Origin of the sequence: Pseudomonas cichorii (assembly GCF_015471405.1) — a bacterium.
Taxonomy (GTDB): Bacteria; Pseudomonadota; Gammaproteobacteria; order Pseudomonadales; family Pseudomonadaceae; genus Aquipseudomonas; species Aquipseudomonas serbiensis.
Genome location: NZ_BLVZ01000001.1, coordinates 558,230 through 583,176 on the forward strand (window position 1 = coordinate 558,230; position 24,947 = coordinate 583,176).

Below are 24,947 nucleotides of genomic sequence, written 5' to 3' on the forward strand. Positions count from 1 at the left end.
GGATGTTCCATGCTCAAGTACTTCGATCCGCACATCCACATGGTAAGCCGTACCACGGACGACTATCAGAACATGGCCGCCGCTGGAATCACCGGAGTCATCGAGCCGGCTTTCTGGCAGGGCCAGGCGCGCACCAGTGTCGGCAGCTTTGTCGACTACTTCGATACGCTGCTCGGCTGGGAGCGCTTTCGTGCCAGCATGTTCGGCATCCATCACTTCTGCACCATCGGCCTCAACCCCAAGGAAGCCAATAACCTCTCGATAGCCGAAGAAGTGCTGGAGATCCTGCCCCGCTATCTGGTCAAGGACGGCGTGGTGGCGGTGGGCGAAATCGGCTACGACGACATTACACCCGACGAGGACCGTTTTCTGGCCGCCCAACTGGAACTGGCCAAGCAGTTCCACCTGCCAGTTCTGGTCCACACCCCGCATCGCGACAAGATTGGTGGCACCAAACGCACTCTGGCGGTGATCCGGGAAGTCAACATTCCCGAGCATCTGGTCATCATCGACCACCTGAACGAACTGACCTTGCCTCTGGTGCTGGAAACCGACTGCTGGCGCGGCCACTCGATCTACCCCAACACCAAGATGTCGGAACAACGCATGGTGGCGCTACTCAAGGAGTACGGCACCGAAAAAATGGTGGTCAACAGCGCTGCCGACTGGGGCATCAGCGACCCGCTCAAGGTACCGAAAACCGGTCAGGCAATGCTCGATGCCGGCTTTACCCAAGCCCAGGTTGAACAAGTGCTGTTCCATAACCCGGTGGACTTCTTCGCCCAGAGCGGACAACTGGACAAGACCCTGGTCAGCACCCCGCTGCCCATCGATCAGCGCAAGCAATGGCAGGAAAACTCGGCCCTGCGTGGCCAGGAACCGGTGGTCAAATGAGCGCCGCCTCAGGCTGGACCGCCGCCCAGATAGGCTATTGCAGCAATGTGCATCCCGCGCCCGGGCTGGCTGAGCTGTGCGCCTCCATCGAACAGCATTTCCAGGGCGTACGCCAGCAACGCAAGCTGGTCGAGCAGGAAAGCGGGCTATGGATCAGCGCCCAGGCAGCTCAGGAACTGCAAGATGATTCAGCGCGTATGGCCTTTCTGGACGTGCTGAAAAACTGCGGCGTGCGGCTGACGTCACTCAACGGTTTTCCCTACGGCCAGTTTCACAAGGGCGCAGTGAAAGCCGAGGTTTACCTGCCCAGTTGGGCTGACGCCGAGCGGCTGGCTTACAGCCTGCAACTGGCGGAAATTCTCGCCCAGGCATTGCCTGCAGATTGCGATCAGGGCGTGATCTCGACAGTGCCATTGGGTTACGCCGCCCACTGGAGCCCTGAACGGCAACAGCGTGCCGAACAGTTTCTGGCGCAACTGACCTCTTCTCTGGCCAGCCTGCAGCAGAAGACCGGCAAGAAGATCGTGATCTGCCTGGAAATGGAACCGGACTGCGTGCTTGAAAACACCACGCAGGCCATCGAGTTCTTTCACCGCCTGCAAGCCCGCGATCCCCATCACGAGCATCTGGCCTTGTGCTTCGATGTCTGCCATCAGTCGGTCGTCTTCGAGCACTGCTACGAATCCCTTGAAAGTCTGCGCAAGGCCGGGGTTCCAGTCGGCAAGATCCAGTTATCCAATGCCATGATCTGTCGACTGCCCGCCGAGGATGACAGTCGCCGTGAGCAGGTTCTCGACGCTCTGGGCGACTTTGCCGAAGCCACGTATCTGCATCAGGTCAAGACCCTGGACCCGCAAGGCCGATTGAAAGCCTGGGCCGACTTGCCTGCGGCACTTGAGAACCCCGAGCAAAGCACCGAGCTGAGGATTCATTTCCACGTGCCGCTGTTCAGCGAGCAATTGCTGTTGCCGGAGCTGAGCGGCAGCCAGATTGCCCTGGCCCAGACCTTCGACTTCCTGGCAGACCACGCCGACTTCCGTCCGGTACTGGAGGCGGAAACCTATAGCTGGAACGTCCTGCCTTCGGCCATCAGGCCACAGACCGAACGGGCCTTGCTGCTGGGGATCGCTGCCGAACTGCAATGGGTCGAGGCACAACTGCGCCAGCGGGGATTGTTGCTGCCCCACGCCAACAGACAAAAGGCGTATGCGGATGCGATCTGACCTGCCGCCGCTGTTGCTGATCAACGTGGTGGGGCTGACACCCGGCTTGCTGGGCGATGCCACACCGCAGATCAACGCTTTACTCAAGAATGCACAGATGGCCAGTCTGCAACCGGTCTTTCCGGCAGTGACCTCGACTGTGCAGGCATCCATTCTCACCGGCCAGCCGCCATCGAAGCATGGCATCGTCGGCAATGGCTGGTATTTCCGCGATCAGGCCGAAGTGCGCTTCTGGCTACAGCCCAATGACCTGATACAGGGCGAGAAAGTCTGGCATGCCCTCAAACGTGAGCATCCTGACTTTCGCAGCAGCCAGTTGTTCTGGTGGTTCAACATGTACGCCGACGTGGATGCCGCCATCACGCCACGCCCACACTACCCCGCTGACGGTCGCAAGATGTTCGGCCTTTACTCGTCGCCGGCGTCACTGCACGAAGTCATAGAACAACAGATTGGCGAGTTTCCATTCCCCGGTTTCTGGGGACCCGCTGCCGGCATCTCGTCCAGCCGCTGGATCGTGGATTGCGCCATGGCCGAATTCCGCATCAACCGGCCCAATCTGCAACTGGTCTATCTGCCGCACCTGGATTACAGCCTGCAACGCCACGGGCCGGATCATCCGTCGATTGCCGATGAAGTCAGGGCCATCGACCATGAAGTCGGACGTTTGCTGAGCTTTGCCGAGCAGCAAGGTGCCAAGGTCATGCTGCTCTCGGAGTACGGGATCGAAGCGGTTCAACAGTCGATATCGATCAACCGGGTGCTGCGCTCGGAAGGCTTGCTGCACGTGCGGCAGTCCCTGTCCTGGGAACTGCTGGATCCGGGTGCCAGTGCGGCCTTTGCCGTCACCGATCATCAGATCGCCCATATCTATGTGAGGCAGGCGCAGGACATTCCCAAAGTCAAAGCCCTGTTGCAACGTCAGCCGGGCATCGAGCAGGTGCTGGATAAAACCGAGCAGCAGGCCTGGCAACTCGATCACCCCCGCAGCGGCGAGCTGGTGGTCATCGCAGAGGCCGGTTACTGGTTCGATTACTACTACTGGTTCGATGATCGCAAGGCACCCGACTTTGCCCGCACCGTGGATATTCATCGCAAACCCGGTTACGACCCGCTGGAGCTGTTCATCGACCCGGCCATTCGTTTCCCGAAACTGAAAGTGGCGCGCCGCCTGCTGCAGAAAAAGCTCGGCTTTCGCTACTACATGGACTTGATCCCTCTCGATACCCGACTGATTCGCGGCAGCCATGGACGCTTGCCCAGCGACGAACAGTCAGGCCCGTTACTTATTACAAATTGCGAACTGCAGCTGCCGGAGCGTCTTCCTGCAACAGCCGTCAAGCAACTGCTTCTGGAGTACTTCCGGGGGCACCAACACCGTGATCAGGCCAATGCCAAGGAGATTTCATGCGGCGAGCCCTTTGTGTAACCGTTCTGAGTGCTGTAGCCGGTCTGGCTCAAGCGCAGACGCCGACCCCAGCCAATTTCGATTGCACCAACCTTTTCAAATTTGGCAGCAGCCCCGCCACGACCTGGACTGCATTCCAGCAGAGCCCTGAAACCATGGCCTGGAACTGGTTTGCCTGCCTGAACCAGCCCGCAGCCCAAGGCAACCCCAATCGTGTCTGGGAAACCCTCAAGCCCAGCGATCAGGTCTATCTGGGCAATGGCGCACAGCCTCTGCCCTATGCCCAGCGCGAACCGTTGCCAGCCGATGTGAGCAAACAGGCCCAGACACTGGGCCTGAACATGCAGCGCGCTTTCCAGAACCTGGACAGCGTGCAGCAGGTGGACGGGCTGATTCTGCAAATGGGCAACCAGGTACCTGCAGCGCAACGGGGCCAGCCGGTGCGTTTTCACCTGCAGATGAGTGAAGACACCTTCAATTACATCATGCAGCAAAAGGTCTACAACGCGAACGGCCAGGCGGCCCTGACCAGCAGCCTGAACTTTCCCTCCACAGCCTGGGAGCTGAAAACTTCATGGCTGTGGATCGGTGCCGATCAGACTTTCATGCAGCAACTGACCAATGATGGTTACTACATCATTCAGGCCTATTACCTGGAGGACGACGAGAAAACCTATAACGTGGGTTATGCCGCCCTCAGTGGCATGCACGTCATCAACAAGCTGTCGCCAAGCTGGGTCTGGACAACCTTTGAAAACAAGAACAACAGCAAGTACAGCGTGACCAATGACACTCCGGCAAAGCCCATGACCAATATCACCGGGCCAACAGCGGCGGCAAAACCGGTCAACGCCACTTTCCAGGCTCAATACCCTGCGCTGGCGCAATACGAATTGATCGGCGTCCAGTATCAGAACGATGGACAGTTGCTGGCCAACTCGCAACTGGAGTCGGCTTTCCAGAGCAATTCCGACTGCCTGGCCTGTCACAGCACAGCGGCCTATTCAACGAAGACCAAGACTTATTTCAACTTCGCGCTCGACCAGAATGGCGGCCTCGCCTACCCGGTCAAGGAGCTGCCCGAGTCGGCCTATGCCGGTTACGAAAAACTGGACTTCGTCTGGTCGCTGAAACGCGCCCAGTGGCAACGACCTTAAGGAGCATGACCCTATGAGCGTGTTGAATTTCCCTCGTATCTATTTCAATGGCCACATGTTCTGGAACCCGCCGACGGCCAACAACAACGACATGTTTCCGCTGTACGACGCGGTCAAGATGCAGATGAACTGGCCGTTTCTGGCCGAGTACGGCATCACCCCCGAAAACGCCGCCAGCACTCTGCTGCCCTGGACCATCGCACCGATCCCCACCGTTCCAGACTATGTGCTGCAAGTACCCGGCAACGCTGCGGCGAGCGGTATCCCTGGCGAATGGAACCTGTTTGGCGATAACAGCTGCGGCACGGTCAGCCACAACCTTACCCAGTCGCTGGTCATCGGTGGCGAGTTGCAGACCAACAGCTATATCAGCCAGGACAACCTGGTCAACAAGAGCTACCAGTTGACAGGCAACCCCTTTGGCGGCACGGCCCCCTCCGCGGCACGTTTCGTTGATGTCAGCCCCTGGCAGAACACGTTCACGGCGCTGTACTTCGACAATCTGGTCATAGGCGACAACCAGTGCGGCCTGACCCTCAATCGCCAGCACCGCATGCTCGACCGTTTTCTGAACTTCAACTGGGGAGCCTTCGGCGGCCTGAGTTATGTCACCACCACCTGGCAGACCTGTTTTCCCAAGGAAAACCTGCAATGGGTGATCGGCGACTCGGTTCTATTGCAGAACCTGCAGCAGCAGATGGAACAGCAAAACGCCAAAGGCCTGATGTTCCGCTTCTCGACCTATCTGACCTACTACGACAAGAACGGCATCTTCAACGACTACCCGCCCTTTATCACCCACCCGACAGGCAACGAAAGCCCGGCAAAAATACTGGCAGAAATGCAGGCCATGTATCAGAAAGGTCTGGATAACGTCGCCGATATCTTTTTCAACCCGGCCTACAGCCGCACGGCCGGCACACTGGGGTTATGGTTCGAGGATGAATTCCCGACCGCACCCGCAGGGCAGCGTCTGGTCCCGGCCTCGCCTATCAGCGTTTACAAGACCAAACCCGGCGATACCCCGCTGCCGCCTGGCGTGGCTATCCAGCTTGGGGTGATTTCGGCTCAGGTGCAGCCTGAGAACAACACCCTGTCGCTGGACCTTGGAACCGGATTCCCGTTCTATCCGGTCGACAGCAAGGCGGCCATTCCCGTTGCGGAAAAATTCCAGGCCGGTGACTACCAGGTGGGCGTACGCAATAACGGAAAATTCACTCCGGTAGCGAACTTCGGCTTCGAGCAGTACCGGCAGTTTGCGTTCGACAAGCGCGCCGGTATTCTCGACTTTGCCCTGAGCGCCGATGACATCGCCACGCTGCAAAGCGGGCCGCTGGAACTGCGTTTGCTGGGCTCGTCACCCAAGACCGCCGCCACGCAACAGATGTGGACTGCCGAGGTAGTGGAAAGCGCCAGCTTCATCGATGTGGGTGATATCAAGACCCTGAATATCATGGTCCAGTACGACGGCAAGCCGGCAGTGGACACAGTGATCTGGGTGGCGGAATACAACAACGCCTTCTCGGTAACGACCAGCGACTATTATCTGGCCTTCCGCAATGATCCGGACTTCACGCTGTTCACCAACAATCCATTGGACTACTCGCAGAACCAATCCCGACTGCCGCAATTTATCGATACGCCCCTGGTAGTGAGTCAGGCAACCAAAGGCAGCGGCCGCAGCCTGAGTGCCGTACATTCTGCGGCAATCAACACGGGAACCAATGGCGATAAAGTCAGCTATCAGGCCTATCTGCACGAACCCACAGCGCTGTCCCTCAAACATTGCCTGACATTTGCCAATGCCACCCAGTTGCAAGGCACCCTCCAGGGCAACACCACGGTGGATTACAGCGTGGTACAGATCAAGACCGACGCCAAAGGCATTGCCCAGGTGATGATCAACGCCACGGCAGCCGGCTTTCCCACCCTGAGGTTCTTTGTCCAGGAAGGCGATCAGCCTCCCGCGATCCCTTTCAGCTTCAACTACATGGAAGCCTACACCGACTTCCTGGCACCGTTGCGGGTGCTGCCTATGGAGCCCAAGTTGCAAAAGGACTTCGTCGACTACTGGAACAGCATCTGTACGCAACAGGATGCCCGTGTATTGATCTGGGAACAGTTCATCTATCCACGAATCCTCGAACCCTTCTATTACCTGTACCCGATCATGACCAAGTACATGCCTCTCAACTCCCTGAAACGCATCGAGGGCGCGGTCGATCAGTTGATCAAACTGATCGGCAAGCCATACCAGGAAGAAAGCACACTGGCGATGCCCATCACCCGTGACATGCCGCAAAGCCGACGCGCCGTGCTGGAGCTTTGGGCGCAATCGCTGGTGAAGGCGAACTACCCGCCCATGCCGCTGAGCATGAGTAATTACCCTCAAAGCTGTTAAACCCGGCAGGAAAGCGGGTGGCTGAAAGGCCATCCGCGCTTGCAAAGGAGTGTCGTATGAAGTCCAGCATTTTGATTCGGCTGTTCATGTTGTCGAGCCTGCTGTTTTGCAACACCCTGTTTGCGCAGGACGGCGGCGATGTCTACTTCAGCATGGGTGTCCATAACACTTCGGGCTGCACCGAAAAGAATGGCAATTGCATTGCCAAGAGGAATCCGGGCGACCCAAGCGATCCGTTTTTCCCCGCGTACTGGGTCAGCAACTGGACGATGTACCGGGTGACCACCGACAGCTACAAGACCAACCCGCCGCCTTACAGCAACCCACCCGCCACCTTGAAAACCAGTGACTACAGCGTTTCCAAGGGCACCAGCTATTACGACACGACCTATATTCCGGCCGATGGCGATGGCTACGGCGCAATGATGGAGCACTACGAGAAATACTGCCTGCCGATCTTCCCGATCAAGGACAACAACTACACGTGCAGCTTCGTGTCGCTGGGCAACAAGGCGTACTTCCTGACTTACGAGCAGGACCGCCCCAAAGGCATGCCCGCCTGCTGCATGTTCTCGCCCATGAACCACCCGCCGCGCCAGGACTTCATCCAGCATTTGCCCTATAGCGCCGAGCGCAGCAAGAACCTCAACGCCAGCGTGCAAGCGTATGCCCTTGATGTGCCGGGGCCGGACGGTCCGATCCTGTTCGGTTATTCATTCTTCAAGGCCGCCACCAGCAGCCAGAAAGGGCAACCACCTTACCGGCTTCCTCAATCCTTCTTCTTTTCGGGCGATGTCTCCACCGCCAATGCCCCTATCGTCAGCCAGAACTACACCAACTTCCGCATAGCCAAACCGGACCCGGCCACTACCTGGGCACAGGTGGCGAAGATGTGCCCGGCAAACCCCGAGCCCTGCCAGTTGTTCAATCCGCCGACCACACTGAGCAATGGCAAAAAGGCGCAGTGGAACAACCTGATGCCCAACAAGCCCTGACAGACAAGGACGCATGCCATGAATAACCGATATCGTCTTGCCCTGGCGCTGCTGGGCAGTGTCAGCCTGCCTGCGCTAGCTCTCGAACAGCCAATGCCGGATGTGTCTGTGACGAGTCTCAACTGCCAGCTTCCCGGCAGCGCTCCAGCCGCCAAAAGCGGCCAGGACCTGTTCGATCTGTACAGCTGGCAGATGTTCATCGCCCTGAACTGGCCCGTAACGGATGGTCAGCGCGGAACCCCCGATTGCAACAAGAAACCCGGAGATGCGGGTTACACCGTCTGGCAGAGCTACAAGAACGTCAGTGAAATATTCCCGGCGGACGGCAGTAATCCAGGCCCCTGGAATACTCCGTTGACCGGCAGGAATCTGGGCATGATCAATATTTCGGCCCTGAAAAACACCGGCGTACTCCAGGCGGTCGATCAGGCCGTGGGCGGCTGGCTGATCGATCAACGCGGTAACCCGACCTACTACGACATCTCGGCCAACGAGGTTTCGTACAACTACATCGTGGACAACAACTTCTACAACGCTAATGTCGTGTCCAAAGCCAGCAACATTTCATTCCCCAACGAAGTCATCGAGGTCAAGTCGAGCTGGCGCATCCTCACACCCGCCGACAACGCCAGTCGTTACCTGACGATTCATTCGCAGGTCGATCTGTTCGATGATCAGGGCAAACCCACCGGTGCTGTTGCAGATGCCTATCTGGGTCTGGTGGGCCTGCACATCATCACCAAGGTGCAAGGCTATCCACAGTGGATCTGGTCCACCTTCGAGCAGATCGACAACGTGCCACCCAAGAAGGAGTCGGGAGGCCAATGGATCGACAACCCGGCACCCGGCATCAACTACTCCTACTTCAACCCCCACGCCGATCCTGCCAGCCTCAATCAGTCCCCGTGCGACTGGCAGACGCAAGACAACAAGATGGTGTGCGTGCCCAAGGCAGGCACCACCTTCCAGACCCCGAACCCGCTGAACCGGGTGACGCCGATTGCTCTCTCCACCGAACTGATCAACAAGGGGTTCCAGCTCAATCCCGGCCTGCAGCAAAGCGCTCTGAAGTACTACCAGCTCGTCACGACCCAGCGTCCGTTCAACCCGAACAACCCCGGTAATCCGTTGGGCCAGCCGACCCCGGCACTTTCGGCCAACGTCACGATGGAAAGCTACATCCAGGCCAACAGCAGTTGCATGGCTTGCCATTCCATGGCGACACCGGTCGGCAGCCCTTACAAGGCCGATTTTTCCTACATGTTCAAATTTGCACAGCCCGCCCCCCAAGGCCCCAAGGACGAGAAATAGACCATGAGCATTCTTAATGGACCACGAGTGAACTTCTGGGGTGGCATCAGCACGGATGTGAGCGTGCCGAACAATTCAGCAACTGTGCCTCAGAACGATACAAAAGGATTCAAGCTATTTGATCCGGCGACCTCGACTATTGCCCCGGAGGCACAGTCCTACACCGATGAGCAATTGAACGAAAAGATCAATGCGCCCTCCAGTACTGCGCCAGCCAGCGGTTACACCCAGGGTGGCTGGAATCACTATGGCCAGCATCTCGTCGAACTGGATACGCAGATCAGTTCACAGGGCAATCCGGGAGCGATCAGCAAGCAAGGCGACCTGGTGGGGCAACCCGTCTATCTGCTCGGCTCACTGGACCCGGCAACCGGCCAACGAAGCTCCTCCGGTCCGATGATGGTAGATCTGGACCCGACCTCAGTGGTGACTACCCAGATATTTGTCGGCGGTCTTCAGATCGGCAACATAGGCGATGTCCAGTTGCTGATCAACTGCGATACCGTGTGCAGCAGCCTGGATGTGAAACAACGAATACTGGGGCCTGAGACCATGGATGCTCCAGGATCCTTTGCCCTCAGCGGCACATTCCAGTTGACCTTCCCGCTGGACAGCATCGTCAGTTACAACCAGCAGAGCGAAATCCTGCAATCGATCATCAAGGCTCCCGGAGCAACCGGTATCGTCCTGCGCTTCGTCATGTTCGAGATGTGCCCGACCCTGACCACAAAACAACTGAATGCCGATTATGCAGCCAGGAAATACACACCCAATCCAAGCATTGGCAGGGTTATCGGCACATTGGCACCGGCCTTTGCCGACGAGCCTGTCATCTGCCCAGCGGGCCGGCTGCTCGTCAACCAGAACACAGGAGGTACCGGTTTTGCAGACCTGAGCGACAACGGGTTATTGAGCATCGATATGGTGAACCTCATTCCTGAGGAGACGTTCAGGTCCGACCGTACTGCCATTACCAGTCCCATCGGACCCAATGCCGATTACGGTCCTGTCAACTTCTGCGCGGGTACTACAACCCTCACGACTCTGACTCCGGACAATGAGTACCTGCAGAATTATTACCTGTACGGCGGTATCGTGGATTTGCCGCTTGATGCTGGCACAGCACAGCAGGTCAAAACCCAGCCATTGACCATCACGGCTCCAGACGAGGTCATGAACTATAGACTTGATCCACCTGCAAAGACGTCTCTACAAATCGCCGAGTCGCCCTACAGACTCTACACCGACCAGCGAAATATCTATCTGGAAGACCATCCTGACGGCCTGACGATTCCATTGCAGGTCAGGTATCTGGGTGGGCCTGTTCCTTCCGACACCTCTATTAAAATAGCCATTGGCACAAGCCTCGATTGCCTGAACTATCCGTCATCGGTTTCCGTACCCGCCAATCAACATTCGGTCAATATCGATATCAGCCTGAAAAACGGGACCGAAGCGTTGGCGGGCTTTCCCAAGCTGACGTACACCCTTGCGGATAACAGTCCATACTTCAGCGCCTTCCGCAAATACTCCCAGACAGACTTCGGAATCCCTGAAGGCAGCATCATCACCTGGGATCAGGTGTACCCCAACGTGCTGCGCTATCACTATCTGGCGTTCCCTGCCATGTCGCGCTACGTACCGCTCAATCAGCCAGATGCGGTCATGGGCGCCAAGAATGCCATCCTTGCGCGCACCTCGGACAAGTACAAAGGCACCACTCTTTATATGCCGGTCGTGCGTTCGATGTCGCCCAGCCAGCGCGCACTGCTCAGCGCCTACCTGACAGGTACGCCATGGCAGCCGCAGCAATGAGTGCCCCACCCATGGCTATGGAGAGCTTCATGACTGTTCCCATTGAAATTCCCGCTCACCCCGTTGAGCATCTGTGTGCCAGCACCTTCATTGCAGAAGGTTTGCTGAACCCGCGTGGGTTGTGTGTACGACCCGACGGCAGCCTGCTGCTGATCGAAGCCGGATCGGGCTTGCCCGATGCGACTTTCAGTGGCCGTATCAGCGTGCTGCGCCCGGACCCGAAAAATCCAGAGGCTTACCTGCCTGCCGAAACACTGGCGCAAGGTTTTCGCGCCATGAACATGCAGCCTCGCATGCTGCGGGACGAAATCATGGGCGTCTCGGACATCGCCTTGGGTGACGGGCGCTGCCTGGTCAGCCAGACCGACTATGTGCAGGGCTCGAAGATCCTGGATATCCAGTACTCGCCGCCCGAGCCGGTATTTCACAGCCAGGGCAACCTGAATTCCCTGTGCTATCACCCGGCTCGTCATAGCTGGCTGGCGGTCAAGCCTGATACCAACCAACTGGTGGAATTCAGTCAGGGCAATGAAGGTGAGCGCATCCTGGCTCAGTTGCCTGATCTGGCTCAAGGACAGGAAGCGGTGCCCGTCACACTGGTCTATGAGCCTGCGACCGGTGCGGTCCTGATCAGTCTGTTCTCCGGGGAGTTGCGCAGCGATCCTGCCAGACAGGGTATCGATTTTGTCGACCGGGCCGGCCAGGTGATACGAGTCTGGCCGGACACCGGCAAGATCGAGTTGCTGATCAGCGGGCTGCAACTGCCCACCGGCCTGGCAATACGCCCGGATGGCAGCGTACTGGTGCTGGAACTGTGCGACCGGCTGCTACAACCCTTGCGCCCCGACTGGGCCGGCGAACCCTTGCATGGTGGTTTCGAGCGCTTCAGCGGCAGGCTATTGAGCTGCGACCTGCAAAGCCGAGAGGTTGTCGTTCTTGCAACAGAGCTGGATACCCCCTCCAACCTGTGCCTTGTGGAAAATGCCGTGATCGTCAGCGAAGGCATGGGACTCACCGGACGTCTACTTCCCGGCCGGGAAAATACAGTGGTGCCGCTGACCGGGAGGTTACGGCGAGTGGCATTGTTTTCTTGATGTACTCAATACCGTGTGGGAGGGGCCTTGGCCGCGACAGATTTTTCAGGCGCTGAAAATGTGGTGCCTGTTGTGAAGCCGTCGCGGGCAAGCCCCCTCCAACGGGCAAAACCCGCCTATATTTGCAGCAAGTGACGCCATCCCCCTGTCCGGCATCGAATACCTATTCTGCGGCACAGCGGTCGTTCTCAAGGAACAAGGCATATGCACTTGCAACACACTCCACCTTTCCCCCTATCTCGTCTGAGCACTGCGAAACTGCTGGGCCTCAGCGCCGCCCTCGCCTGCGTCAATATCGCTCACGCCCAGAGCAGTGATGAAAACACCGTCAATCTGTCGAATATCGAGGTTTCTGCCGGTACGGTCAGTGCCGCCGAGGTATCGCGGGAGGAAGTGAAAAAGGTGCCGGGTGCCACCAATGTCGTGGACCTGAATGACGTCGAGCAAGGCCGGGTAGCCAACAATGAAGATGTCTTCAAATATCAGGCCGGTATCTACGCCAAGGCGGCCAACAGCGAAGGCGCGAAAATTTCCATTCGCGGCTCGGGCATCAACCGGGCGCCGGGCGCACATGCTTCAGGGCTGTTTGAAATGCTCGATGGCCTGCCGCTTACCGGTCCAGGCGGGACGCCTTATGAACTGAAGGAACCTCTGTGGCTGAGCCATGTGGACGTGCGTCGTGGCGCCAACGGCTTCGATCAGGGCTCACTGGCCCTGGGCGGCTCGATCAATTACCTCACCCGTACCGGCTATGACGCCCCCAAACTGCAACTGCGCTATGAAGCTGGCAGCCATGGCTATACCAAGCGGCAGATCAGCTCCGGGCAGGTGCTGGGGGATCTGGATTACTACGTCAGCCTGACCGACTCGAACTATGACGGTTTTCAGGATCAAAGCGCCGGTGGCAGCAAAGGCATTGCCGCCAACGTCGGCTACCGCTTCAACCCGAATATCGAGACCCGTTTCTACTTCCGCTATCGGGAAACCGACAACGATACGCCGGGCAGGCTCACTAAAGACCAGATCCGTCACGATCCGCGGGCGGCCAACACTCTCAATGTGGCCCGCGACTCCAAACGTCTGCAGCCGGGCAGCACCTGGCTGGCCAACAAGACCACGTTCTATCTGGATGACAATTCCAGAGTGGAAGCCGGTCTGGTCTATCACGACTACCCCATGGACCTGCGCGAAGGCACCAACCGGCTCAAGGTTGCCTACACCGATATCAGCGGCACACTGAACTATATCCGTCAGGACCAACTGGCCGGTCATCAGAGCATCACCACCATCGGCCTGCGTACTACCAAGGGTTTGCCGAATAATGGCGCTTCCGAATACGTCCGTATTCCCACCGGCAACACCGCCGGTTTTGCCGTCGGCACCAAGACCCGGGATTACAGTTACCTGGGCTCCGACACGGCCCTGCACCTGAGCAACGACCTGGAACTGGTCCCCGACCTGTGGCTGACCACCGGCATCGCCGCCATCTATACCCGCCGCGAGACAGAAGTCACCTATCCCGAGGTCAACGACCCGGTCAGCACCCATGACTGGGATTACGCCGCCCGCCTCGGCCTGCGCTACGACTTCACCCCGCAATTGCAGGTGTACGGCAACCTCAGCCGTTCGGTAGAGCCGCCTCATGCGTGGTCGATGATCTGGGGCTCGAACAAGTTCTTCCCGGCCGGAAGCGGAGCCGCCACCGGTCTGCAACGTGCAGGTGTCGAGCTTGAGAACCAGACTGCCACCACTCTGGAGCTGGGCGGACGTGGTGAAAACGGCTTGGGTCGCTGGGATCTGGCCTGGTACTACTCACAGGTACGCCACGAACTGCTGAGCATCGAAACCCAGGCAGCGACCCAGACCACTTCGCAGATCATTGCGGAATCCAATGCCAGCCCGACGATTCATCAAGGGGTCGAGGCCAGCCTGGACAGTCCGCTGTGGCAAGGCGGCGCGGCAGGCAAGCTGGCATTGCGTCAGGCCTATACCTACAGCGACTTCCACTACCGCGATGATGATCGTTTCGGTGACAACCAGTTGGCTGGCATTCCCAAGCACTATTACCAGGCTGAACTGCGCTATAGCCACCCCACCGGTTTCTATGTCGGGCTGAACACCGAACATGCGTCAAAGATTGCCGTGGACTACGCCAACTCCTATTACGCGGACTCGTACACGCTGCTGGGTGCCACGCTGGGTTATGCCTCGCCCAAGGATGACTGGCAGACCTGGCTGGACCTGCGCAACCTGACCAACAAGCGTTACGCCAGTACCGTGACGCCGGGTTATGACGACCGAGGGCAGGATGTGGCCCGCTCGACACCGGGCGATGGCATGGGCGTCTATGCCGGGGTTTCGTGGAGCCTGCGCTGAGATGACTGCACCCCCATCGACTTGCCCTGTGCAAGCGATGGGGACGGGTCAGAAGTTTGCAGGCGTGTTGGCGCTGATGATCTCGGCCTCGTCCTGGCCGATGTTGCGAAAGCGATGGGGCAAGGTAGAGGGGAAATAGTAGCCATCGCCAGCGTTGAGGATATTGGTCTGGCCGTTGATGGTCAGCTCGACCGTCCCGCGCGTGACCAACCCGCACTCCTCGCCTTCGGCGTGCACGATAGGCTCGTCACCGGAACTGGCGCCCGGCGCGTATTGCTCGCGCAGAAAGCGCATCTGCCGGCTCGGCAAGGTCGCTCCGACCAGAAGCAGGCGTAACCCGTTGCGCCCCAGATCAGGCTGGTCATTGGCCCGGAACACATACTGGTCCTGCCCCGGCGGCTGATCGAAGGTGAAGAAATCCGCCAGAGTCATGGGAATACCCTCAAGCAGTTTCTTGAGGGAACTGACTGAAGGGCTTACCCGGTTCTGCTCGATCAGAGAGATCGTGGCATTGGTCACACCGCTGCGCCTGGCCAGCTCGCGCTGAGACAACTTGTAGCTTTCGCGTACCAGCTTGAGTCGTGCTCCTGTGTCCATAGCCGCCTTACATGAGAAATATTCGGTGAATTAGGCGCGGTTGATGGCAGACACCACAACCCCACAAAAGCCGCGTATTAAATCACGTTTGTCAGCGTACAGAATATGTCCTGACTCTTACTGGCTGCGGCGTTGCGCATAAACCTGACAGGCTTCGCGAAATGCCTCGAACAGACGCAACGACACCGGATTATCCAGGAACTGCCATTCAGGGTGCCACTGCACACCCAGCACGAACCCGGGCGCTGTCGGCAGGGAAACCGCTTCGACCAGACCGTCCGGCGCCAGAGCCTCGGCGCGCAAATCAGCCGCCAGCCGGTCGATGCCCTGGCTGTGCAGGCTGTTGACTTCAAAGCCTGGAGCCAGCCCAAGAGCGTCGAGTACACCACCGGGCTGCACCTGAACCCCATGCTGCGGGGTATATTGCTCTTCCAGCAGCTCACTTTTCGGCTCGCGATGGTCCATGTAACCCGGCAGTTCATGGACACGCTGATGCAGGCTGCCGCCCAAGGCCACGTTCAGTTCCTGAAAACCCCGGCAGATACAGAAAACCGGGACGCCTTGCGCAATGGCCTGCCTGAGCAATGGCAAGGTGTTGCGATCCCGAAATACATCATGCTGGGTGCCTTCGGCGCTGGGAGGCCCCTGATAGTGGCGAGGCTCGACATTGGAGGGCGAGCCGGTAAAGAGCAGACCATCCAGATGGGCCAGTAATTGCGCAGGATCGCTGGGCGTTGCCAGCGCCGGCAAGACCACAGGAATACCGGCAAATGCAGCGGCCTCGACGTATTTGTCACCCGCCGTATGGGAGGAATATTTGCCCAACTGCTGACGGCAGGCAGTAACGCCAATCATTGGAGAGTTCGACATGATTCAACCTCTTTGACGATGCACGCGCAGGGCCTGTAAAGCCACTATCGCGCAGAATGGCTACGAGTCTAAGATAGTCATTACCGCAATTGGCATGGGCATTCTGGCAATGGAAGTATGCAGCGATGCAATATGAGATCAGTCACGCCGACCTGTCACTGGTGCTGGCATTGGTGCGCGGACGCACACTGGCACGTGCCGCAGAGCTGCTGCATGTCGATATCTCCACAGTATTCCGCTCCATCAGACGGCTCGAAGCGGCATTGGGTACGGCACTGTTCGAGAAAAACCGTCGTGGCTATATCCCCACCGACACGGCACAGGCCATGTCCGAACAGGCTGAACGCGCAGAGCTGGCCCTCAATGCTGCCCGCGTGGCCCTGCAACAAGGGGAAAACGTGGTCAGCGGCACAGTACGCCTGACCTGCACCGACGCCGTATTGCATAGCCTGTTGCTACCCGCCCTCGCCCGCTTCATGCCGTCCTACCCGGCGTTGACCCTGGAACTGGCGACCTCCAACACATTCGCCAACCTCAGCCGCCGCGATGCGGACATCGCCCTGCGCCTGACCAATACCCCGCCCGAGCATCTGATAGGCCGACAACTGGGCAGCGCCCACTATGTCATTTGCGGCCATTCTGACTATCGCGAGCCACTGCAAGACTCACCGGCTTGCGTGCCGTGGATCAGCCCCGACGACTCAATGCCGGACCACACCTCAGTGATCTGGCGCAGGCAGGCATTCCCTGCCGTCGTACCTCGCTATCGATGCAGCAGCATGTCAGCCGTCTCACAACTGGTGGCCGCCGGGCTTGGCGTGGCAGCCATGCCCGACTTCACCGCCCGCAGCCTGCCAGACACCGAAGTGCTGAGCCCTCCCCTGGAAGGCTGCAGCACCGACCTGTGGTTACTGACACGCCCCGACTGCAGGGCATTACGCTCGGTTCAGGTGCTGCTTGACGAACTGACGCCGCTGCTGCGCAGCGCGATTTAAGCTTCAAGCTGTAAGCCTCAAGCCTCAAGCCTCAAGCCTCAAGCCTCAAGCCTCAAGCCTCAAGCCTCAAGCTTTTGACTTATAGCTTATAGCTTATAGCTTATAGCTTGTAGCTTGTAGCTTGTAGCTTGTAGCTTTCAGCTTACCCCCCTCCCTCCAACCGTACTTCAAACCGGCAGCCATTAGGCTCCCGGCTGGTCAGCAGTACTTGCCACTGCTGGTTGGCGCAGATGCGTTGTACCAGTGAAAGCCCCAGCCCCAGTCCATCGCCGCGCTGTTCATCCCCTCTGATAAAGGGTTGAAACATCTCTTGCTGCTTCTCGGCGGGAATTCCGATGCCGCTGTCTTCCACCACAAAGCTGTCCGCCTTCAGGGTCAGGCGAATGAAGCCCTGATCGGTGTAGTGCCAGGCATTGCGCAGCAGGTTGCCCATGACCGAGTGCAGGAGTGTCGCGTTATACAGCGTGTCCGAGGGTTCCTGGGGTTCATGGATCAGCTCCAGACCTTTTTGCCTGATAGGTTCTCCCCAGAGCTCGACCAGTTCATTGGCCACCATCGACAGTGTCGAACGCGGTCCCTGGTTGGGTTGATTGCTTTCGGCACGGGCCAGCAGCAGAAAGGTTTCCACCAGTTGTTGCATGGCTGCACTGGCCCTGGCAATGCGCACAACCTGTGAATGGGAGCGCTTGTCGAGGCTCGGGTTTTCCAGCAGCAGCTCACTGGAACTGATGAGGATCATCAAGGGAGTGCGCAGTTCATGGCTGACGTCACTGGTAAACAGCTTCTCGCGCCCCAACGCCGCACGTAACTGGCCCATGGTCTTGTCGAATGCCACGGCCAGGGTGCCCACTTCGTCCTTGGCATATTCCGGGGCCAATGCAGGCGCCTGCCCCATGAACTGCTCTCGCTGACGAACCTGGCGGGATAGCCGTATAACCGGCGCGATTACACGATGTGCCAACAAACGTCCCAATAGAATGGCCAGCAGCACACTCAACACAAAGCTGATGAAAACCACGACCAGCAGAATTCGCTCACGCTTGATGGAGCTATGCAGGTCGCGCAATAAAACGTATTTGCGACCACTCACCGACTCGACCATGGCGTAATAAGGACGGTTCTCCCGGGTCAGCTCATGAAAACCTTCGTCAAGTGCCTCAAGAGACGGCGTCATCGCCAGATCACCCGCTCCGCCCTGAACATAGAACAGCGAACGCTTATAAGGCCGATGCTGCCAGTCATCTGCGTCCTCCATCATCAATAGCCGATGAAGTTCACTGCCAAGGGTGATGATGGACAGCCGCTTCTCGACAACATGGACTGTAACAACAACACCTGCTGCAAATACGCCAGCAATCAAGGCGCTCATCACTGCAAAAACCGTGACGATGCGTTGCTTCAGGCTGTGTTTGTTTTCCATGGACTTTCCGACAACAGGACAATGCTCGACGACCCGAAATCACTCAAGCCTTCAGGCGTGAGTGATTATCGGGGAGCAGATGTCATGATTTCGTCAAGAAATGGTGCTGACCACGCGCAACGCCAGCCCTTCATAGGCATCGAGGGTAATGGTGAATTCGCCCTGTTGCGTCAGATCCCCTTCCACGCGCTCATTGATGATGTCCACCACCGGCCCCGGCGCGATATCCGGCAAGTGCAGGGTTTCGACAATGGTCTGTGCGCTGAAGTTGAGGGCCGTGATCTGCGTGCCTTTGCCGGCGGGCAACTCATGGACCATGACCAGCAGGCCGGGGTGCTCCACATCGGGAATCAATATCTGGCGACTGGCGGCAATATCATAGGCACGGCGTACCGCGAGTATCTTCTTGAGTTGCGAAGCAAACGAGTCCGGCTGCTGCAACTGGCTGATCAGGCTGCCGTACAAGGTTTTGGGACGGGGCATGTTGCCCGCGGAAAACTCAGCTTCGGGGTCGAGGTCCGCCAGATCGTAGGCCCCACGGTGAATCCAGCGGGTGTCGCCATCCTGCATCAGGTGCTGAACCTGCTCGGCGGGCAGCGGTAATGCACCGACCAGGTCCCACCCGGACAAGGCAAAAACCCCGGGCTGCATCGCGTTGTACATCACCAGCAACAAGTGAATGTGCTGGATCTGCTTGATGTCTGCCTCCTTGATCGTGTCGAGGTCACGAATCCCCAAGGCTGCAGTGATGATACTGGCCGTGGTGCAGGACACGCCGTTGGTGACGAACTTGAGGTTGTAGGGCGCATGCTCGCCCGCCAGATGCTCATACATCTCTTCGCGGATATGCTCGCGCAGGATGTTTCCGGGAAAGGTCTGACCTTGGTAGTGATAGGTGTCATGGGCATGCAAGGTCCAGAAATGCACCAGCTCCAGGGTCAGTTCATCATGATTCTGCAGGGCATGGATCAATGAAGCAGGGTCGATTCCGAATACATGCACCTGACGCAACATCAGGCGCAGGAACTCGGTTGTGCCGGTCAACAGCGCATGCTGATAGGCAGGCCGGGTGATGAAGTCGTAGGACAGATCGGCACCGCCATGGGACATGGCCGCAATATCGTCCAGAGTCAGGTTCAGTTCCTGAAAGCTGAAGCCGCCCGCCTTGCGGATTGCGCCGCCCAGCAACTGGTTGCCGGTAATCGACAGCGGGTGGCTTTCCGACCAGGCCGAGCCTTCAGCCTTGCGCTCCACACCCAGAAAGCCATTGGCATCCAGGCGCAGGATCCTCGCGCCCATGACGTCAATGGCATGCAGTGCGTCGCCAATGATCATCTGCTGCGCAGCAAAGCTTGGGTCCAGCCAGTTGAGCGATGGCTGGCCCTCCTTGAAGTAATGCAGGTAAACCCAGCGCCGGGCCTTGCCATCCACGCCCTGAACCACGGCCGTGGCACTCCAGTCGGTTTCCTTGACACCCGGCTCGAAGAAAATGACGCGCTGCAATTGCCCGACGATGTAATGCTTGTCCCGAAGCTGATCGACCACCTCAGGCATCAGGTTGACCGCATCACGTCCAGCGGGCACGTCAGGCAACAGATGCCAGTCTTCCTCACGGATCTCGACCATATGGTAGAGGCCGGGATAATCCTCGTAAGCCATTTCCGCCAGCCGAAAATCCGCGCCCTTGCCGGTGTGTGACGGAATCACGTCATCAATGATGACGGCGTTGTGCGCGGCAGCGATGCGGCTGAGGTTCAGTAACTGGGCTTCGGTCCCCAGTTGCGGGTCGATGCCGAAACTGATCCGGTCAAAATTGCCGTCGATGCTGGGCGTAAGATTGCGGCCTTGCAGGCCACCGGAAAGTTTGAGCGGGCCGTTATGAATGCCCTGAATGCCGATTTCGGACAAGGAATGCCAAAGCGCTTCATCCCCCAATGCCTCCAGAACCGAGCCGCCTTCGCGGGTAATGATGGAAGCCGGATAGGCCGTGAACCAGACAGAGGCTATCGCCGAAGCATCCCTGGGACGAGCATGGGCGAAAGGTCGCTGCCATAACCTGCCCTGCCCGCCATAGGATTTGGCACGCTGCCTTGCGGCATTGAGCATTGATTGTTCAACCAGCCAGTCCAGATACTGCTTGTCCGGTGTCGTCATAAGGTTCAGTCATCCACGTCCATTAGGGTGGCTCAAGACAGACCGCAAGCGCCCCGTCCCGAATTCATTACCTATGGGTATGAGCGCCAGCGATGGAAAACGTTGCATCCGGTTTTATGTGAGCAATCGCTTGGTCGGGATGATCGATGGCTTCTTCAATGTCTGCAGCACGGCATTGGCCGCATTGGACAATAGCGATGTGGGCCGTGCGACGACGCTGATATGACGCATGATCGTCAAGGGTAGCGGAACGGGCACAAGATTGCTGAAACGGCCGGCCAGCAAGGCGCTGGGCAGTATCGAAATGCAATGCCCCTTGGCAATCAGGTCCAGCAATGTTTCCAGGCAACTGAGCTCCCCGCGATGGCTGAGGCGCAACTGGGCCGAGGCAAGATGATTGTGCAGACGCTCAAGGCCTGGATGACGCCAGGCAACATAGCGCACGGTTTGCGAGAGTTCAGTGAAGCTGTGTACGGAAGGATGCCCGTTCCTGGCGCACACCAGCACGTAATAGTCGGACCAGTGATGATGCTCGATATAGTGCTCGCTCTGCACGGTGCTGGGCAGGATCAGGATATCGGCCAGTTCTTTTCTCAAGGGGTCCAGAGAGGGGTTTTGTTCGTTGCTGTGCACAACGCTCAAATGGATATCCGGGTAAATCCGGGCCAGAAAATCCAGCGACGTATCCAGGCTTGTTTCGAGAATGTGTGTGAAATAGTGGATTGTTACAGTACCGCTGGCCCTATTTTTTTTAGTTGTTCAAGCGTCGCCATGATACTGCCGAGGGTCTGGGTGATGACTTTTCCTTCCGGGGTCAGGGTGCAGCCTGTGCGGCTGCGGATGAACAGGCGCTTTTCGAAAAAATCCTCAACCTCCTTGATGGCGTAGCTGATATTGGACTGACTACAGCCCAGGATGGCCGCAGCCTCCGAGAAAGAACCATGCATTGCAACGGCTTGAACGACTTTGAAGAAGTGGGTTTTCATATTTCCTGCACTCTGGACGTGGCGATAGTGGGCGCGGGCCTGCAATTGAGCAGGTTGGTGAAGGGAATACAAGAAGCCCCGCAAACGCAATCCCGCAGCCTGCCGCAGGGCAACACAGAGGGATGTGTCAGACGGGGTAAAGCGACCGCTGCATTTTTCGAGAAAGGTGCGTTACGCACAAGCGCGTAACGAAATCAGTGATATTCCCTGCGCGGCTCAACGGCTGTGAGGCAGAGGGAATATCGGCACCGATGCTTCTGAAAAAACAGGAAAAAACGCAATGACAGGATGGCCCAGGGTTTGTACGAAAACTCGGCGAGCGACGCTCAGGCAAGGCGAAAACAGGCGAGGAAGCGGAGTTTACGTGTTGTAAATGAGCATTCCGAGCCTGTTTTCAACGCAGCATGAGCGACGCGCAGCCAGTTTGCGTGCGAAGCCTAGTCGTTTTCGGTCCAGTCGAAGTCTAGTTGCAGAGCGGTGCGTTCCGCCAGTTCGCGGCTGTGCAAGCGTTCAACCAGGTGCAGGCTCATGTCGATACCGGCGGAAATGCCCGCCGAGGTCACGAAGGAACCTTCATCGACCCAGCGCAGAGTGCTCAGTACATCGATGGAGGGGAACATTTCCTTGAGGTCGGCGATGTCTTCCCAGTGAGTGGTGACTTGCTTACCCGCCAGCTTGCCGGTCTTGGCCAGCAAGAAAGCGCCGGTGCAGACGGCAGCAACCACACGGCCGGGCACGGACTGATCACTGATCCAGTGGATGACATCCGGTTTTTCCAGTTCGGCGTTTACAACGCCACCCGGTACAATCAGGCAATCCATGGCCGGATGATCGTGGATCGAATAGTCCGGGTCGACCTTCAGGCCGGCCCTGGCGCGTACCGAAGCGGTGCTTCGGCCAATGGTGAATACATTGAACAATGGCCGTTCGTCGCGGCTTTTGCGTGCATGCATGCGCGTTGCAGTGGTGAACACTTCATAGGGCCCTGCGAAGTCCAGGACTTCGACATCGTCATAGACGTAGATACCGATATTGAGTGACATGAAGGGGCTCCAGAGTACTTGGTGACAGCCGTCAGATTACCCAGTAGCATCACACCGAACTACTGTCGGTAATGCCAATATCCGGTAACATCGCGCCATGAAAAATCATCTCGTCGTTGCCCTCATCTACAACCAGCTCTGCACCTTCGAATTTGGTTGCACGGTGGAAGTCTTCGCCCTGAAAAGGCCCGAGCTAGGCGTAAGCTGGTATGAGTTCGCCACATTCCCGGTAGATGACGGCCCGATCACAGCGGCGGGCGGCATTACCATCGTCCCAACGCCCGGTGATGTGCTGCTGGAAAACGCCGACACCATCATCGTCCCCGGCTGGCGCGGGGTGGAATCCGCCATTCCTCAACGACTTATCGAACAGCTTCAGGCAGCCCATGCACGCGGGGCGCGCATCTGCTCTATCTGCACCGGCGCCTTTGTGCTGGCAGCGGCCGGTCTGCTCGATGGGCACAAGGTAACCACTCACTGGCGTTACACCGATCTGTTGGCCACCATGTATCCGGGCCTGACCATCCAGCCCAATGAGTTGTATGTCGATCAAGGCAATATCGTGACTGCTGCCGGTTCTGCAGCAGGCCTGGACATGATGCTGCATCTGGTGCGTAACGATCACGGCTCGCGTGTTGCCAATATGGTGGCGCAGCGCATGGTAATTCCGCCCCATCGCGAAGGCGGACAGTCGCAATACGCTTCCCGGCAACTGGTCGCGGCCGCCGATGGGCCGATCTCCAACCTGATGGACTGGATCCGCAGCGACTTGCAGCGCCCGCACACCATCAAGGAAATGGCTTCCCGCGCCGCAGTCAGTACCCGCACTCTGCACCGCAGTTTCATGGAAAGCACCGGCCTGACGCCTTATGACTGGCTGCTCGGTGAGAGAATCGCCTACGCCAAGGAATTACTGGAGTCTTCGCGCATCCGCCTCAACGAAGTAGTGGACCGGGCAGGCTTTGGTTCGGAAGAGTCTTTCCGTCGGCACTTCCGCAATCTGGTGGGCATCAGCCCCAGCAGTTACCGCAAGCAGTTTGCCAGGGCTTGATACTGGCCGGTTCTAGCCGTAGATGGCCTCGACCAGCCCATCGGCAAATACCCCCCATGCCCCGGCCACGGCGGTATTGGTCAAGGCAACCATGCTGATCCCGGCCTGAGGGTCGACCCAGTAATGGCAACCATATAAACCACACCACGACCAGGTACCCGCGCCCTGGGGATGCCGAGCCAGTTCAGGATCAGCAAGAACCACCGGACCAAGCCCGAACTTCCAGCCTGCTCCCCTGCGCGCCAGCCCGATATCACCAATGGCATTGCCCAACAGGCTGGCGGTACTGGCAGCGCTCAATACCGGTGAACCGCCCAGCCTCAGGCACTCCAGCAGACGCAGATAGTCATCAGCCGAGCCCAGCATGCCCGCGCCCCCCGAAGCATAAGCCTCAAGCTCATAAGCCCGACTCGACGACAGCCAGGCATGCCCGCTGTCGAGCACCAGCACATCATGGCGGCCCACCCGCTCCGGGCCACAAACTCCGTCCTTGTAGGCGCTGGACAGCGGTTGATCGCCATCGGGACTGAAACCTGTCGCACTCATGCCCAAGGGCTCCGTCACCCAGCGAGCAACCGCTTGGGGCAACGCAAGGCCGGTAGCCTGCTCGATAACCGCACCCACCACATCCGTAGCCAACGAATAACCCCAGCCAGTCCCCGGCTCGAACAACAGAGGCACACTGGCCAGACGTTGCAGGTTTTGCTGCAGGCCCATGGCGACAAGATCCAGCCCGTCCGACACTCCGGCCAAGGCATAGGCATTCCCCGGGGGTTGCTCAAAGCCATAGCTCAAGCCCGAGGTGTGGGACAGCAAGTGCCGTAAGGTGATAAACGGCTCGCGACCATCCGCCAGTTGCGGGCGAAAGTCCTTGAGCCAGGCTGTCACCGGAGCCTCCAGTGACAATACCCCCAGCTCACAGAGACGCAAGGCCGTGACCGAAGTCAGCAACTTGGTCAGCGAAGCCAGGCGGAACCGGGTATCGCGCCGGGCCGCTATGCGGCTCTCACGATCCGCCCAGCCACGAGCGGATGTGTAGCGAATCTCGCCTTCCTGAGCCACCAGCAGCACACCGCCGACAATCGAGCCCTGATCCACAAACCCATGCCAGACCTCGGCCAGACGCTCGATAACCCGCGCATCGATAGACGCCATGA

General features: G+C 58.3%; 20 protein-coding genes. 12 read left to right on the forward strand and 8 right to left on the reverse strand.

All coding sequences use genetic code 11. The annotated features are described in order from the left end of the window. Nucleotides 1–9: 9 nt before the first annotated feature. The 10 genes from JL015_RS01695 to JL015_RS01740 all read left to right on the forward strand — a co-directional run bounded on the left by JL015_RS01695 (nucleotide 10) and on the right by JL015_RS01740 (nucleotide 14,674). A complete protein-coding gene (locus JL015_RS01695) occupies nucleotides 10–894 on the forward strand; it encodes a TatD family hydrolase (RefSeq protein ID WP_201017156.1) in 885 nt (294 codons plus the stop codon). Next, a complete protein-coding gene (gene eboE / locus JL015_RS01700; protein ID WP_201017157.1) occupies nucleotides 891–2,117 on the forward strand; it encodes a metabolite traffic protein EboE in 1,227 nt (408 codons plus the stop codon). The genes JL015_RS01695 and eboE overlap by 4 nt, the downstream gene beginning before the upstream one ends. Beyond that, a complete protein-coding gene (locus JL015_RS01705; protein ID WP_201017158.1) occupies nucleotides 2,107–3,546 on the forward strand; it encodes an alkaline phosphatase family protein in 1,440 nt (479 codons plus the stop codon). The genes eboE and JL015_RS01705 overlap by 11 nt, the downstream gene beginning before the upstream one ends. Further along, on the forward strand, nucleotides 3,525–4,682 hold the full coding sequence (locus JL015_RS01710; protein WP_201017159.1) for a hypothetical protein: 1,158 nt from the start codon (nucleotides 3,525–3,527) through the stop codon (nucleotides 4,680–4,682). The genes JL015_RS01705 and JL015_RS01710 overlap by 22 nt, the downstream gene beginning before the upstream one ends. Before the next feature lie 13 nt (nucleotides 4,683–4,695). After that, complete coding sequence (locus JL015_RS01715; protein WP_201017160.1) at nucleotides 4,696–7,083, forward strand: hypothetical protein; 2,388 nt, start codon at nucleotides 4,696–4,698, stop codon at nucleotides 7,081–7,083. Between the two features lie 56 nt (nucleotides 7,084–7,139). Further along, a complete protein-coding gene (locus tag JL015_RS01720) occupies nucleotides 7,140–8,078 on the forward strand; it encodes a hypothetical protein (RefSeq protein WP_201017161.1) in 939 nt (312 codons plus the stop codon). Nucleotides 8,079–8,096: 18 nt separating this feature from the next. Next, on the forward strand, nucleotides 8,097–9,389 hold the full coding sequence (locus JL015_RS01725) for a hypothetical protein (RefSeq protein ID WP_201017162.1): 1,293 nt from the start codon (nucleotides 8,097–8,099) through the stop codon (nucleotides 9,387–9,389). Nucleotides 9,390–9,392: 3 nt separating this feature from the next. Then, the gene (locus JL015_RS01730) at nucleotides 9,393–11,204 is read left to right on the forward strand and encodes a hypothetical protein (RefSeq protein WP_201017163.1); all 1,812 of its coding nucleotides are present in this window, start codon (nucleotides 9,393–9,395) and stop codon (nucleotides 11,202–11,204) included. A gap of 29 nt (nucleotides 11,205–11,233) precedes the next feature. Next, the gene (locus tag JL015_RS01735) at nucleotides 11,234–12,298 is read left to right on the forward strand and encodes a hypothetical protein (protein ID WP_201017164.1); all 1,065 of its coding nucleotides are present in this window, start codon (nucleotides 11,234–11,236) and stop codon (nucleotides 12,296–12,298) included. A gap of 204 nt (nucleotides 12,299–12,502) precedes the next feature. Then, complete coding sequence (locus JL015_RS01740; RefSeq protein ID WP_201017165.1) at nucleotides 12,503–14,674, forward strand: TonB-dependent receptor family protein; 2,172 nt, start codon at nucleotides 12,503–12,505, stop codon at nucleotides 14,672–14,674. Between the two features lie 48 nt (nucleotides 14,675–14,722). On the opposite strand, the gene JL015_RS01745 is transcribed toward JL015_RS01740, so the two are convergent. Together JL015_RS01745 and JL015_RS01750 are read right to left on the reverse strand one after the other, a co-directional pair. Beyond that, entirely contained in the window at nucleotides 14,723–15,271 is a 549-nt protein-coding gene (locus tag JL015_RS01745; RefSeq protein ID WP_201000722.1) for a cupin domain-containing protein, read from the reverse strand. A 117-nt stretch (nucleotides 15,272–15,388) separates the two neighbouring features. Next, nucleotides 15,389–16,141 carry a gamma-glutamyl-gamma-aminobutyrate hydrolase family protein gene (locus JL015_RS01750; RefSeq protein ID WP_201017166.1) on the reverse strand — a complete coding sequence of 251 codons (753 nt, stop codon included), beginning with the start codon at nucleotides 16,139–16,141 and terminating at the stop codon, nucleotides 15,389–15,391. Nucleotides 16,142–16,266: 125 nt separating this feature from the next. On the opposite strand from JL015_RS01750, the gene JL015_RS01755 reads away from it, so the two are divergent. Continuing rightward, the gene (locus JL015_RS01755; protein WP_201017167.1) at nucleotides 16,267–17,136 is read left to right on the forward strand and encodes a LysR family transcriptional regulator; all 870 of its coding nucleotides are present in this window, start codon (nucleotides 16,267–16,269) and stop codon (nucleotides 17,134–17,136) included. A gap of 142 nt (nucleotides 17,137–17,278) precedes the next feature. Here the strand turns inward: JL015_RS01755 and JL015_RS01760 are convergent, their stop codons facing one another. From JL015_RS01760 to JL015_RS01780, 5 genes are all read right to left on the reverse strand, one after another. Beyond that, entirely contained in the window at nucleotides 17,279–18,556 is a 1,278-nt protein-coding gene (locus tag JL015_RS01760; RefSeq protein ID WP_201017168.1) for a sensor histidine kinase, read from the reverse strand. A 93-nt stretch (nucleotides 18,557–18,649) separates the two neighbouring features. Continuing rightward, a complete protein-coding gene (gene treS, locus JL015_RS01765) occupies nucleotides 18,650–20,710 on the reverse strand; it encodes a maltose alpha-D-glucosyltransferase (protein WP_201017169.1) in 2,061 nt (686 codons plus the stop codon). 114 nt (nucleotides 20,711–20,824) lie between these two features. Beyond that, nucleotides 20,825–21,400: a LysR substrate-binding domain-containing protein gene (locus tag JL015_RS01770; RefSeq protein ID WP_236250141.1), complete on the reverse strand. Its 576-nt coding sequence runs from the start codon at nucleotides 21,398–21,400 to the stop codon at nucleotides 20,825–20,827. A 35-nt stretch (nucleotides 21,401–21,435) separates the two neighbouring features. Next, nucleotides 21,436–21,696, reverse strand: a complete 261-nt coding sequence (locus JL015_RS01775) for a LysR family transcriptional regulator (RefSeq protein ID WP_201017170.1) — start codon at nucleotides 21,694–21,696, stop codon at nucleotides 21,436–21,438. 437 nt (nucleotides 21,697–22,133) lie between these two features. Then, nucleotides 22,134–22,739 carry a DJ-1/PfpI family protein gene (locus JL015_RS01780; protein WP_025260303.1) on the reverse strand — a complete coding sequence of 202 codons (606 nt, stop codon included), beginning with the start codon at nucleotides 22,737–22,739 and terminating at the stop codon, nucleotides 22,134–22,136. Between the two features lie 97 nt (nucleotides 22,740–22,836). Here JL015_RS01780 and ftrA point away from each other — a divergent pair, with 97 nt between their 5' ends. Then, the gene (gene ftrA, locus JL015_RS01785; protein ID WP_201017171.1) at nucleotides 22,837–23,790 is read left to right on the forward strand and encodes a transcriptional regulator FtrA; all 954 of its coding nucleotides are present in this window, start codon (nucleotides 22,837–22,839) and stop codon (nucleotides 23,788–23,790) included. Nucleotides 23,791–23,802: 12 nt separating this feature from the next. Here the strand turns inward: ftrA and JL015_RS01790 are convergent, their stop codons facing one another. Further along, the gene (locus JL015_RS01790) at nucleotides 23,803–24,945 is read right to left on the reverse strand and encodes a serine hydrolase domain-containing protein (RefSeq protein ID WP_201017172.1); all 1,143 of its coding nucleotides are present in this window, start codon (nucleotides 24,943–24,945) and stop codon (nucleotides 23,803–23,805) included. Nucleotides 24,946–24,947 lie beyond the last annotated feature (2 nt).

What these genes read in the sequence shown, in the direction of transcription:
- JL015_RS01695 (WP_201017156.1), top strand. Translation starts at nt 10, where the DNA reads ATGCTCAAGTACTTCGATCCGCACATCCACATGGTAAGCCGTACCACG.
- eboE (WP_201017157.1), top strand. Translation starts at nt 891, where the DNA reads ATGAGCGCCGCCTCAGGCTGGACCGCCGCCCAGATAGGCTATTGCAGC.
- JL015_RS01705 (WP_201017158.1), top strand. Translation starts at nt 2,107, where the DNA reads ATGCGATCTGACCTGCCGCCGCTGTTGCTGATCAACGTGGTGGGGCTG.
- JL015_RS01710 (WP_201017159.1), top strand. Translation starts at nt 3,525, where the DNA reads ATGCGGCGAGCCCTTTGTGTAACCGTTCTGAGTGCTGTAGCCGGTCTG.
- JL015_RS01715 (WP_201017160.1), top strand. Translation starts at nt 4,696, where the DNA reads ATGAGCGTGTTGAATTTCCCTCGTATCTATTTCAATGGCCACATGTTC.
- JL015_RS01720 (WP_201017161.1), top strand. Translation starts at nt 7,140, where the DNA reads ATGAAGTCCAGCATTTTGATTCGGCTGTTCATGTTGTCGAGCCTGCTG.
- JL015_RS01725 (WP_201017162.1), top strand. Translation starts at nt 8,097, where the DNA reads ATGAATAACCGATATCGTCTTGCCCTGGCGCTGCTGGGCAGTGTCAGC.
- JL015_RS01730 (WP_201017163.1), top strand. Translation starts at nt 9,393, where the DNA reads ATGAGCATTCTTAATGGACCACGAGTGAACTTCTGGGGTGGCATCAGC.
- JL015_RS01735 (WP_201017164.1), top strand. Translation starts at nt 11,234, where the DNA reads ATGACTGTTCCCATTGAAATTCCCGCTCACCCCGTTGAGCATCTGTGT.
- JL015_RS01740 (WP_201017165.1), top strand. Translation starts at nt 12,503, where the DNA reads ATGCACTTGCAACACACTCCACCTTTCCCCCTATCTCGTCTGAGCACT.
- JL015_RS01745 (WP_201000722.1), bottom strand. Translation starts at nt 15,271, where the DNA reads ATGGACACAGGAGCACGACTCAAGCTGGTACGCGAAAGCTACAAGTTG.
- JL015_RS01750 (WP_201017166.1), bottom strand. Translation starts at nt 16,141, where the DNA reads ATGTCGAACTCTCCAATGATTGGCGTTACTGCCTGCCGTCAGCAGTTG.
- JL015_RS01755 (WP_201017167.1), top strand. Translation starts at nt 16,267, where the DNA reads ATGCAATATGAGATCAGTCACGCCGACCTGTCACTGGTGCTGGCATTG.
- JL015_RS01760 (WP_201017168.1), bottom strand. Translation starts at nt 18,556, where the DNA reads ATGGAAAACAAACACAGCCTGAAGCAACGCATCGTCACGGTTTTTGCA.
- treS (WP_201017169.1), bottom strand. Translation starts at nt 20,710, where the DNA reads ATGACGACACCGGACAAGCAGTATCTGGACTGGCTGGTTGAACAATCA.
- JL015_RS01775 (WP_201017170.1), bottom strand. Translation starts at nt 21,696, where the DNA reads ATGAAAACCCACTTCTTCAAAGTCGTTCAAGCCGTTGCAATGCATGGT.
- JL015_RS01780 (WP_025260303.1), bottom strand. Translation starts at nt 22,739, where the DNA reads ATGTCACTCAATATCGGTATCTACGTCTATGACGATGTCGAAGTCCTG.
- ftrA (WP_201017171.1), top strand. Translation starts at nt 22,837, where the DNA reads ATGAAAAATCATCTCGTCGTTGCCCTCATCTACAACCAGCTCTGCACC.
- JL015_RS01790 (WP_201017172.1), bottom strand. Translation starts at nt 24,945, where the DNA reads ATGGCGTCTATCGATGCGCGGGTTATCGAGCGTCTGGCCGAGGTCTGG.